Origin of the sequence: Kluyvera sp., from assembly GCF_047971185.1 — a bacterium.
Lineage (GTDB): Bacteria > Pseudomonadota > Gammaproteobacteria > Enterobacterales > Enterobacteriaceae > Kluyvera.
The window spans coordinates 26,393-38,414 of record NZ_JBKDZH010000029.1 but is presented as its reverse complement, the minus strand read 5'-3'; the positions used below and the strand labels follow the sequence as shown (position 1 = coordinate 38,414).

At 56.7% G+C, this 12,022-nt stretch carries 10 protein-coding genes; 2 read left to right on the top strand and 8 right to left on the bottom strand.

Annotated features, from left to right (window positions below; translation table 11 throughout):
- A partial coding sequence (locus tag ACK5JN_RS07145) for a glycine radical domain-containing protein (protein WP_416869516.1) occupies positions 1 to 430 on the top strand: 430 nt, incomplete at its 5' end.
- A gap of 207 nt (positions 431 to 637) precedes the next feature.
- Positions 638 to 1,378, top strand: coding sequence for a pyruvate formate lyase 1-activating protein (pflA, locus tag ACK5JN_RS07140; protein WP_416869515.1), 741 nt, complete (start codon positions 638 to 640; stop codon positions 1,376 to 1,378).
- Positions 1,379 to 1,436: 58 nt separating this feature from the next.
- On the opposite strand, the gene ACK5JN_RS07135 is transcribed toward pflA, so the two are convergent.
- The 8 genes from ACK5JN_RS07135 to lolA form a co-directional block, all read right to left on the bottom strand.
- On the bottom strand, positions 1,437 to 2,861 hold the full coding sequence (locus ACK5JN_RS07135) for an APC family permease (protein WP_416869514.1): 1,425 nt from the start codon (positions 2,859 to 2,861) through the stop codon (positions 1,437 to 1,439).
- 251 nt (positions 2,862 to 3,112) lie between these two features.
- Positions 3,113 to 4,264 (bottom strand): MFS transporter, encoded by a 1,152-nt coding sequence (locus tag ACK5JN_RS07130; protein WP_416869513.1) that lies wholly within the window; start codon positions 4,262 to 4,264, stop codon positions 3,113 to 3,115.
- 261 nt (positions 4,265 to 4,525) lie between these two features.
- The gene (locus ACK5JN_RS07125; protein ID WP_416869512.1) at positions 4,526 to 5,389 is read right to left on the bottom strand and encodes a dimethyl sulfoxide reductase anchor subunit family protein; all 864 of its coding nucleotides are present in this window, start codon (positions 5,387 to 5,389) and stop codon (positions 4,526 to 4,528) included.
- 1 nt (position 5,390) lies between these two features.
- Positions 5,391 to 6,008 carry a DMSO/selenate family reductase complex B subunit gene (locus ACK5JN_RS07120; RefSeq protein WP_416869511.1) on the bottom strand — a complete coding sequence of 206 codons (618 nt, stop codon included), beginning with the start codon at positions 6,006 to 6,008 and terminating at the stop codon, positions 5,391 to 5,393.
- 10 nt (positions 6,009 to 6,018) lie between these two features.
- Positions 6,019 to 8,463, bottom strand: coding sequence for a dimethylsulfoxide reductase subunit A (dmsA, locus tag ACK5JN_RS07115; RefSeq protein WP_416869510.1), 2,445 nt, complete (start codon positions 8,461 to 8,463; stop codon positions 6,019 to 6,021).
- Positions 8,464 to 8,663: 200 nt separating this feature from the next.
- Complete coding sequence (gene serS / locus ACK5JN_RS07110) at positions 8,664 to 9,956, bottom strand: serine--tRNA ligase (protein ID WP_416869509.1); 1,293 nt, start codon at positions 9,954 to 9,956, stop codon at positions 8,664 to 8,666.
- A 92-nt stretch (positions 9,957 to 10,048) separates the two neighbouring features.
- A complete protein-coding gene (rarA, locus tag ACK5JN_RS07105; protein WP_064548750.1) occupies positions 10,049 to 11,392 on the bottom strand; it encodes a replication-associated recombination protein RarA in 1,344 nt (447 codons plus the stop codon).
- A gap of 9 nt (positions 11,393 to 11,401) precedes the next feature.
- Positions 11,402 to 12,013 carry an outer membrane lipoprotein chaperone LolA gene (gene lolA / locus ACK5JN_RS07100; RefSeq protein WP_416869508.1) on the bottom strand — a complete coding sequence of 204 codons (612 nt, stop codon included), beginning with the start codon at positions 12,011 to 12,013 and terminating at the stop codon, positions 11,402 to 11,404.
- Positions 12,014 to 12,022: the final 9 nt, after the last annotated feature.

Below are 12,022 nucleotides of genomic sequence, written 5' to 3'. Positions count from 1 at the left end.
TAACACCCCAGACGGTCGTCGTGCTGGCGCGCCGTTCGGACCAGGTGCTAACCCGATGCACGGTCGTGACCAGAAAGGTGCTGTTGCCTCTCTGACTTCCGTTGCTAAACTGCCGTTTGCTTACGCTAAAGATGGTATCTCTTACACCTTCTCTATCGTTCCGAACGCACTGGGTAAAGACGACGACGTTCGTAAAACTAACCTGGCAGGCCTGATGGATGGTTACTTCCACCACGAAGCGTCTATCGAAGGCGGTCAGCACCTGAACGTTAACGTTATGAACCGCGAAATGCTGCTCGACGCGATGGAAAACCCGGACAAATATCCGCAGCTGACCATCCGCGTATCTGGCTACGCAGTACGTTTTAACTCCCTGACTAAAGAACAGCAGCAGGACGTTATTACCCGTACCTTCACTCAGTCCATGTAATGGATTTGACTGAAATCGCGATTTAAAAAGCGTACAATAAAGGCTCCACGTCAGTGGGGCCTTTCTTATAACTGCCCCTCGCTCTCCCGAGCCTATTTTGCCTGCTAACTTCTATAATCAGGTTAACAAGCAAAATAAACTCAAGACGGCCTGAAATAATGATCGTCACCCTGCCGGACGCAGGGAAGAACTGGAGATAACACTGCAATGTCTGTAACTGGTCGCATTCACTCCTTTGAATCCTGTGGCACCGTTGATGGCCCGGGCATCCGCTTTATTACCTTCTTCCAGGGCTGCCTGATGCGCTGCCTGTACTGCCATAACCGCGATACGTGGGATACGCACGGCGGTAAAGAGATCACCGTTGAAGAACTGATGAAAGAAGTGGTCACCTATCGCCACTTTATGAATGCGTCCGGCGGCGGCGTCACCGCGTCCGGCGGCGAAGCCATCCTGCAAGCCGAGTTTGTGCGCGACTGGTTCCGCGCCTGTAAGCAGGAAGGCATTCACACCTGCCTCGATACCAACGGTTTTGTCCGCCGCTACGATCCGGTCATCGACGAGTTACTGGAAGTGACCGATCTGGTGATGCTCGACCTCAAGCAGATGAACGACGACATTCACCAGAACCTGGTTGGCGTTTCTAACCACCGTACGCTGGAGTTCGCACAGTATCTGTCGAAGAAAGACATCAAAGTCTGGATCCGCTACGTGGTGGTACCGGGCTGGTCAGACGATGACGACTCCGCGCACCGCCTGGGCGAATTTACCCGCGATATGGGCAACGTCGAGAAAATCGAACTGCTGCCGTATCACGAGCTGGGCAAGCACAAATGGGTAGCCATGGGCGAAGAGTATAAGCTCGACGGCGTGAAGCCACCGAAGAAAGAGACCATGGAGCGCGTGAAAGGCATTCTGGAGCAGTACGGGCATAAGGTGATGTACTAAGCACTATGCCCTTTCATCGCATCATGCAAAACCCGGCTTAACGCCGGGTTTTCTTTTTTTAAGACTGATTCTTACGCGCCAGCAGCGGGAAAATCAGCCCCAGCCCCACCAGCACAAACGGTGTTGCCACGTTCAGCGACAGCTGGAAGGCCCATTCCGGCGTGAAGGCCGCCATTTTCGGGAAGATGCCGGTCAGGCAGGCAAAGGCGGTAAACAGGAAGCACCATACGCCCACGGTCATCGCCAGCGAGCGATTGCGGATGAAGACGTACTCAGAGTGGTATTTTTTCCCCAGCCGGATGACCGCAATAAACGCCACGAACACCCACAGATAGCGCAGCGGCATCACCACCGAGTTCAGGTTAAGCAGCCATTTGTAGAGGTTGTTCATATCGCCAATCCCCAGCGTCGGCAGCATAATCAGCAGCGCCACCAGCACCAGCGTCAGCAGATAACCATTCACCGGCGTGCCCGACGCGTTGGTGCGGCACAGCTTCTGCGGAATATAGCGGCTGTCGGCATCGCTCAGCAGTACCTTCAGCGGCGCATCGATAGAGAAAACCAGCGCGGCCACCTGCCCCAGCGTATTGGCAATGGCGTAAATGACCATCAGGCTGTTGCCCATGTGGTAGTACTCACCCAGGCGCTGGAAGGCGTAATACTGGCCGTTGGCCATCAGGTCGTCGGGAATATTGTTAGAGTCAAACATCATCCCCATCGCCAGCGAACCGAGAATCGCACACACCGCCACCATCACGGCGAGGAAGATCATCCCGCGCGGGAACTCTTTACCCGGATTGCGGGTATTATTGACGTACGGCGAGATTTTCTCCGCGCCGCCGACGGCAAACACCAGCATGGAAATGGTGGTGATGTAGGTGAAGTCAAAATGCGGAATAAACGTACGCCAGGTGATATTGGTGGTAGCGATGGTCACTTCGGTGATTGCCGGGGCGGTCACCGCCATCACCACGTACAGCAGCGACATCACGAACATCGCGATACCGGCGATAGAGCCCACCAGCTTCAGCGATTTCATCCCGCGCGAGGCTACCCACATAAAGAAGACAAATAGCGCCAGCGTGCAGCCCTGAAGCGCGACAACACCGTACTCGGTGATCAGCGAGCCGTTACCTTTAATCGCCCAACCGAGGGCAATCAGAATCGCCTGCGGCTTCTGCGCCAGATAGGGAATATGCACCACCCAGTAGGTCCAGGCCGCCAGATACGCCAGCCCCGGCCCCATGGTGTTTTTAATCCAGGTACTGACACCGCCCTTGCCGTCTTTAAAGGTGGAACCGAGCTGGCCGACAATCAGCGCATAGGGCGTGAAGTACAGGGCAAAAATAAACAGCCAGGAGAAAACAACCACCAGACCCTGATTGGCGTAGTTATTGACGACGTTGCCAAAGCCCCACACCGTAATGAAAGACATCAGCGCGATGTTGTACCATCGCAGCTGTTTCTCTTGTTCGCTTGCCATAAAATCCGTTCCTTGAATGTTATTATTCGCAAATGCGTTATTTTTCGACGGATGATTATGCGAGCACTCAGCCAAAAAGGATAACGTAGCAGTGCAAAACTCCAACATCCCGCACATTTAATCGGGTTAATCGCGTGGAAGTCAGCAGGTTATAGGCTCGCTCACCGTGGCGCATAAAAGCAGCGCAACGTGAAACAGTATAGCGGCGGTGGCGGGAAGGCGCGTTATCAGGCCGATAACGCGCCGGAAAATCAGGCGTGAGCCACGGGGGTAGGATGATGCCCGGCTTTGCGCAGCAGCATCATCAGATAGACGAACGACACCCCGGCAATCATAATAAACAGAAGGTTATCGGAATAGTTTTGCATCAACATCGCGGTTAGCGTTGGGCCGACCAGGCTGCCGATGGTATAGCTCAGCAGCAGCGCCTGATTCATCGATACCAGTTGATGGTGTTCCACTTTCTCGCAGGCCCAGGCCATCGCGACCGGATAGAGCGTAAAGCCCGCAGCGCCCAGAATAAACAGCGCGGGCGCCATCATCGCCTGGCTTAACATCCCCATACAGCCGATAATGACGACAAACACCTGGACGCGCAGTACCAGCAAACGACCATAGCGGTCCGCCAGTCGGCCAATCGGCCATTGGCCCAGAATCCCGGCGCTGACCATCACCGCCATCCAGAAACCAATGCCGGAATCGCTGACGCCGCGATGGTTCAGATAGAGCGGCATCAGCCCGTACAGCGAACCCAGCACGATACCGGAAATAATGCAGCCGTTGACGCCAAGGCGCGCCTGACGCAGCTTGAACATCGGCCAGACGCGCGCGCTCTCATCCTGCTGTTCATCCTTCTGATTCAGAATACGAGTAAACAGCAGCGGCAGAATACCGGCCAGCACTACCCCGGTCATCAGCGGCAGAATGGTCGCCATGTCGGTCGGCAGTTTGCTAACGATCAGCTGCCCCAGCACGGTGCCGATGTAGTACATCATCATATAGGCCGCCAGCAGACGGCCACGGTTGCGTGAGGTACCGCTGCACATCAGCGCGCTCTCCACCACTACCCAGATCATCGCGCAGCCGACGCCGGCGATAAAGCGCCAGAACATCCAGCTCCAGAAGCCCACCATAAAGCCCAGCCCCACGCAGCCCGCGGCGAAAATCAGCGAGGCAATATAATAGCTGAAGTTAAAGCCCAGGCGCTTAATCAACCGCCCGGTCAGCATCGTACCAACCAGGTTACCGGTAAAATAGGACGACCCGACCATCCCAACCTGCCAGGTTGGCAGATTTTCATGGGCGAGCCACAGCGGGACGAGCGTGTTTAATACCGCGATCGCCAGAGTCAATAAAAGTAAGCCGCAGAGCAGTAACAGCACTGGGCGAGTATAGGTCGACATGGGCTAAAAACCGTGAGGATAGAGTGATTTCGAGCGCATCATGCCACCGCCAAAAACATTGTCAATCCACCTGATTTACGCCAGAAGGCGCTTTGTGGCGCGACGATTGATGTTTCTTATGCAGCACAACGGCACAAATTCATTAGATAAAACTATTTATTTGTTTTTATTGAGAAACAGGGAAAATAACGCGGAAGGGATCGGTCGAAAAAATTCATGAACAAAAAGTGCCAGGGCGGGGCCGCCCCGGCACTTATAGACTTAGCTGGCCACCGCCATGCCGACGGTCATATGCAGACCGTAGAACACGCCGCGGCCAATCATCTCACCGACCAGCACCAGCACAAACGCCAGGCTCAGTAACGGCAGCGCGGGCTGATAGCCCTTCAGCTGCGGCACCACCCAGCACACCAGCGCCAGCGTAATAGCCGCCACACGCCACGCCATCAGCGAACCGTAGTCCGGCACCAGCGCCGACGCCTGCTGGATAGAGCTGTGGATAGAAGCCAGCTCAACACCCTGCATCAGGGACACCACCACGCTGACCGCCAACGCCGCCAGACTCACCACCGGTAGCAGGCGCAGCGCCCAGCCTTCGACACCCGCCCAGCACAGCAGCAGGTAGCCCAGCAGCGGGCCGCCGATAAACAGCGTCAGGAAGAAGCTCAGCGGCGTCCAGATGCTGTACCAGGTCGGTACGGTATCGATGGTGTTATACACGCGCACCATCATCCAGACGAAGACCACGCCCAGCACCATCGTCACCACCAGCCAGACGCTACGCAGTGCGCAGGAGAGCTTATTGGTGACGGCCAGCAGCCAGCCGATACCGCCGACGGCGAAGAAAATCGCGCCGCTGGCAATTTCGTTACTCAGCGAGGACGCCCCCACGCGGTTCAGCGAGTTAAACGCGCGCATCGGCGAGCCAAGGTGCAGCGTTGAGGCGATAAAGCCAATGCCCATCAGCACCCACAGCGCAAACATACTCAACACCACGCACTGCTGCTGCTCACGCGACAGCTGCCCTTTCATCAGCGCCAGCGCCAGTACGATAAAACCACCGGCCACGCACTGCCCAAAGACCGTGAAGATCATCAGCGGCCATTCATGCCATCCACTTCCCATCTCACACCTCCTTCGGGTTGGCCAGGTAGCCAGTGGTATCGCCGCACGGACGTGCATTGGCGTTAGGTTTAATCACAATGCTCGGTTTGGTGAAATGCGCCGACGGCAGCGGCGCAACGGCCGCCAGCGTGCCGTGCTTCTGGCGCAGCTCTTCAATCGGGCCAAAGTCCAGCGCGCGCAGCGGGCAGGACTCGACGCAGATCGGTTTTTTACCGTCAGCCACGCGTTCATGGCAGCCGTCGCACTTGGTCATGTGGCCTTTGGCGGCGTTGTACTGCGGCGCGCCGTACGGGCAGGCCATGTGGCAGTAACGGCAGCCGATACAAACATCTTCGTTAACGACCACAAAGCCGTCTTCGCGTTTGTGCATCGCGCCGCTCGGACACACTTTGGTACAGGCCGGGTCTTCGCAGTGGTTACAGGCGATGGACAGGTAATAGGCAAAGACATTCTGGTTCCAGACGCCGTTATCCTCCTGCCAGTCGCCGCCCGCGTATTCGTAAATACGACGGAAGCTGACGTCCGGGGTTAAGTCTTTGTAATCTTTACACGCCAGTTCACAGGTTTTACAGCCGGTGCAGCGTGCCGAATCAATAAAAAAGCCATATTGGGTGGTCATCGGTTACTCCTTACACCTTCTCAACCTGGACAAGGTTCGTATGCGATGGGTTGCCTTTCGCCAGCGGCGACGGGCGTTGAGTGGTCAGCACGTTAATGCATCCCGCCTGGTCGATACGTTTTGTATCCGGGTCATACCAGGCCCCCTCACCCAGCGCAACGATGCCCGGCATCATGCGCGGCGTCACCTTGGCTTCAATATGCACTTCCCCACGATCGTTGAAGATACGCACGCGATCGCCATTGGCAATGCCGCGTTTCTTCGCGTCCAGCGGGTTGATCCACATCTCCTGACGGCAGGCCGCTTTCAGCACGTCGACGTTACCGTAGGTAGAGTGCACGCGCGCCTTATAGTGGAAGCCGGTCATCTGCAGCGGGAATTTTTCCGCCAGCGGATCGTTATAGTTTTCAAAGCCCGGGGTGTAGATCGGTAACGGATCGATCACATCGCCTTCCGGCAGCTCCCAGGTGGCGGCGATTTTCGCCAGCTCCTCGGAGTAGATCTCGATTTTCCCCGATGGCGTGGTCAGCGGATTCGCCTGCGGATCTTCACGGAACGCTTTGTACGCCACGTGATGCCCTTCAGGATCGCGCTGTTTAAAGATGCCCTGATGACGGAAGGTATCGAAATCAGGCAGCTCCGGCACCGCCTGGCGAGAAAGTTCATGCAGATGGCGCATCCAGCCTTCCTGAGTGCGGCCCTCGGTGAACTTCTGCTCTACGCCCATGCGTTTCGCCAGCTCGGTGGTCATGTCGTAAATGGTCTTGCACTCGAAGCGCGGTTTGATGACCTGATCGGTGAAAATAACGTAGGACATGTTGCCGCAGGAGGCATCCAGCGCGAAGTCCATCTGCTCGGAAGCGGTGCAGTCCGGCAGCAGGATATCGGCGTATTTCGCCGATGAGGTCATGTGGCAGTCAATCACCACGATCATTTCGCACTTCTTGTCATCCTGCAGGATTTCATGCGTACGGTTAATTTCGGAGTGCTGGTTGATCAGACAGTTACCGGCGTAGTTCCAGATCATTTTGATCGGCACGTCCAGTTTGTCCTTACCGCGCACGCCGTCGCGCAGCGCCGTCATTTCCGGACCGCGAACGATCGCATCGGTCCACATAAACATGGAGATGCTGGTTTCGACCGGGTTTTCCAGCGTTGGCATACGCTCAAACGGCACTTCATAAGAACCTTCGCGCGCGCCGCTGTTGCCGCCATGAATACCAACGTTGCCGGTCAGAATCGACAGCATGGAGATGGCGCGAGTGACGATTTCGCCGTTAGCGTGGCGCTGCGGACCCCAGCCCTGAGAGATATAGGCCGGTTTGGCGCTGGCGATTTCACGCGCCAGTTTGACGATACGATCGGCAGGGATACCGGTGATGGTGGATGCCCACTCCGGCGTTTTCGCCGTGCCATCGCTCCCCTGACCCAGAATGTAGGCTTTATAGTGGCCATTGGCCGGTGCGCTGGCCGGCAGCGTTTTCTCGTCGTAGCCGACGCAGTACTTGTCGAGGAACGGCTGATCGACCAGATTTTCGGTAATCATCACCCACGCCAGCGCGGAAACCAGCGCCGCATCGGTACCCGGACGAATCGGGATCCACTCATCTTCACGGCCCGCGCCGGTATCGGTATAGCGCGGATCGACAATGATCATCCGCGCGTTCGATTTCTGCCGCGCCTGCTCCAGATAGTAAGTCACCCCGCCGCCGCTCATACGCGTTTCGCCAGGGTTGTTGCCGAACAATACGACCAGCTTGCTGTTTTCAATATCGGACGGACTGTTGCCATCGGCCCAGCCGCCGTAGGTGTAATTCAGGCCCGCGGCAATCTGCGCGGAGGAGTAGTCACCGTAATGGTTCAGGTAACCACCGCAGCAGTTCATCAAACGCGCAATCAGCGTTTTTCCCGGCGGCCAGGAACGGGTCAACGTACCGCCGAGGGTACCGGTGCCGTAGTTGAGATAGATTGATTCGTTGCCGTAATCTTTGATCAGGCGCTTCATATTATCGGCAATGGTATCAAAGGCTTCTTCCCAGCTAATACGCTCGAATTTACCTTCACCACGTTTACCGACGCGCTTCATCGGGTATTTGAGACGGTCCGGGTTATAGACGCGACGGCGCATTGAGCGGCCGCGCAGACAGGCACGCACCTGGTGCAAACCGTCGTAGTTATCGTCACCGGTATTGTCGGTTTCTACGTATTTAATCTCGCCATCGACAACGTGCATGCGCAGCGGGCAGCGACTGCCACAGTTAACCGTACACGCACTCCAGGTGACGCGCTCGGCGGCGGTTGCCGGGGCCAGCGTATCCGCCGCGTTCACCAGACGGCTGAAGGGAAGCGTAAACGCACTGCTGGCCATCGCCAGGCCACCTATGGCCGTGGTTTTCATTAAACCACGGCGGCTGACCTCGGCTGCCAGTAAAGCATCGGGGGTTTCAGTTTTCATGGACACTCACTTCGTTGCTTACATTGGAAAACAAAGCTCGCTATATAGTTATATATATAACGAAATGCTATTATTATAGTGTTATATGCTGTTGTTACTTCGAAGTGAGTATTAAGCGTTCGGCCAGGAGAGGTATTGTTCAGTATCAAGAGGGATATAAAAAAAGCGCCTTGCGGCGCTTTTTTTCGAACTATTGGCGCTTAGCCAATATATTCCAGTCCGTTCATGTAAGGACGCAGTACCTCAGGGACTTCGATACGGCCGTCTGCCTGCTGGTAGTTTTCCAGCACCGCAACCAGCGTACGCCCGACCGCCAGGCCAGAGCCGTTGAGGGTATGGACCAGACGCGTTTTCTTGTCAGACTTGCTGCGGCAGCGAGCCTGCATACGACGCGCCTGGAAATCCCAGACGTTCGAGCAAGAAGAAATTTCGCGGTAGGTATTCTGCGCCGGAACCCAGACTTCGAGGTCGTAGGTTTTGCACGCGCCGAAGCCCATGTCACCGGTGCACAGAATGATTTTACGGTACGGCAGGCCCAGCAGCTGCAGGACTTTTTCCGCGTGACCGGTCATCTCTTCCAGCGCCGCCATGGAATCTTCAGGACGCACGATCTGCACCATCTCAACTTTGTCGAACTGGTGCATACGGATCAGACCACGAGTATCACGGCCGTAAGAGCCCGCTTCAGAGCGGAAGCACGGCGTGTGCGCGGTCATTTTGATCGGCAGATCGTCTTCGTCGATGATTTCATCGCGAACCAGGTTGGTCAGCGGCACTTCTGCGGTTGGGATCAGCGCATAGTTGCTGCTGTCTGCTTCTTCTTCCAGCGGACGAGTATGGAACAGATCGCCGGCAAATTTCGGCAGCTGCCCGGTACCGTACAGGGTGTCCTGGTTAACCAGGTACGGCACATAGTTTTCGCTATAGCCGTGCTGTTCGGTGTGCAGATCCAGCATGAACTGCGCCAGCGCGCGGTGCATGCGGGCAATCTGGCCTTTCATCACGACGAAACGTGAACCGGTCAGCTTCACGGCGGCGGCAAAATCCAGGCCGCTGTGCATTTCGCCCAGCGTGACGTGGTCGCGAATTTCGAAGTCGAATTCACGCGGCGTGCCCCAGCGGGAAACTTCCACGTTGTCGCTTTCGTCGCGGCCAATCGGCGCGTCGTCGTGCGGAATGTTCGGGATGGTCAGCGCGATATCGCGAATCTCTGCCAGCAGAACGTCCAGTTCAGATTTTGCGGCATCAAGTTGTTCGCCAAGCTTGTTCACTTCCAGGCGTAAAGGCTCAATATCTTCCCCGCGTGCTTTCGCCTGGCCGATGGATTTCGATCGCGAGTTGCGCTCTGCCTGCAGATTTTCAGTTTCTACCTGCAGTACTTTACGACGCTCTTCGAGAGCGCGAAGTTTATCTACATCCAGCTTAAAGCCCCGGCGTGCCAGTTTTTCTGCGACTGCGTCTGGCTCTGTACGCAGCAGATTGGGATCGAGCATGCTTATCCTATGCTTATCGAATTGAAAGTGGAGTATGCGACCACAGCCCGTGGTCGCAGAGGTACGTTGACAACATTACCGCAACGACTGGGCTAGCGGTAGCGTTTTGTGCGGCTATTTTGATCCTGTTCAGCGAGCCAGGCGAGCTTTTCGCCAATCTTGCCTTCAAGACCCCGATTCGTCGGGTGATAGTAGCGCGTTTGTGCCATTTCGCTGGGGAAATACTCTTCACCGGCGGCGTAGGCGTTCGGCTCATCGTGGGCGTAGCGATACTCCTGCCCGTAGCCCATCTCTTTCATCAGCTTAGTCGGCGCGTTGCGCAGATGCACCGGTACGTCGTAATCCGGACGTTCGCGCGCATCGGCCATCGCCGCTTTAAACGCGGTGTACACGGCGTTGCTTTTCGGCGCGCAGGCCAGGTAAACAATCGCCTGCGCAATCGCCCGCTCCCCTTCGGCCGGGCCGACGCGGGTAAAGCAGTCCCAGGCGGAGATCGCCACCTGCATCGCCCGCGGGTCGGCGTTGCCTACATCTTCTGAGGCTATCGCCAGGCAGCGGCGAGCGACATACAGCGGATCGCCGCCGGCGCTGATAATGCGCGCATACCAGTACAATGCCGCATCCGGCGCGCTGCCGCGCACCGATTTGTGCAGGGCGGAAATCAGGTCGTAGAAACGGTCGCCTTTATTATCGAAACGGGCGCTGCGCTCGCCGGCAATTTCGGTCAGCAGCTGTGGCTGAAGTACGCGCTTACCCGCATCGTCAAGCTCGGCCATATCGGCCATCATTTCCAGCGTGTTCAGCGCCCGGCGCGCATCCCCATTGACCAGTTCGGCGATCGCACGGCGCGTTTCATCCGGCAGGATAATATCCTGGCCGCCGTAGCCGCGCGCGCTGTCTTCCATCGCCTGAGTGAGTACTTGCTCGATATCGTCGGTAGTGAGCGATTTCAGCAGGTAAACACGCGCACGGGAAAGCAGCGCCGAATTCAGCTCGAAGGAGGGGTTTTCGGTCGTCGCGCCGATAAAGGTGATGGTGCCGTCTTCAATATGCGGCAGGAAAGCGTCCTGCTGGCTTTTATTGAAGCGATGGACTTCATCAACGAACAGAATGGTGCGTCGCCCGGCGTTGCGATTCTGCCGCGCACGCTCGATGGCTTCGCGAATCTCTTTCACCCCGGAGGTAACGGCTGAAATGCGCTCAACGTCGGCGTTAGCATAGCGAGCAATCACTTCCGCCAGCGTGGTCTTGCCGGTACCCGGCGGCCCCCAGAGGATCATCGAATGCAGGTGCCCGGCCTCGATGGCGCGGGGCAGCGGCTTACCGGCCGCCAGCAGGTGCTGTTGGCCGATATACTGCGCTAAGTTTTCTGGCCGCATACGCGCGGCCAGTGGTTGAAAGGTGTTATCTGAAAAATCGAGCGACAGGTTGCCCACGCATGCCTCTTACTTACGCTGATCGTCCACCGTCACGCCCTGCGGCGGTGTAAAGGTGAATTTGGATACGTCCACCGAACCGTTCTGCTGCGATTTCAGCTGATAGCTGCTGCGCTGATCGTCCTGTTCGATGGCGCTGAACTGATGGATGGTGCCATCACGTCCGACGTTAATGGTGAATTTCTTCAGGTTACCGTTGCTGCCGCGCGGCGTCAGCACGAAATCATCGCCGTTCTGCTGAATGTTGTACTGCTGCCAGTCGCTGGCCTGGTTACGGGCAATCAGCATAAACGGCGTATTGCCGGTGGCGTCTTTCAGCCAGGTGGCGGTTGCCTGTTCCACGAACGGGTTGTAGAACCACAGGGTTTTGCCGTCGGAAACCAGGACGCTTTCATCCGGCTGTGTCATATGCCAGTTAAACAGGTTCGGGCGTTTCACCCACAGATCGCCCTGACCTTCCTGCACCGCGTTGCCGCTACCGTCAGTCACCTTCTGGGTGAAGCTGGCGTGGAAGCTGCTGACTTTGTCCAGGCGGCTTTTCAGGTCACCGGCGGCATCAGCCCATACGCTGCTGACAACAAAGCTGGAAAGTAATGCACACGTGATCGCGATCTTTTTCATTGTTATTCC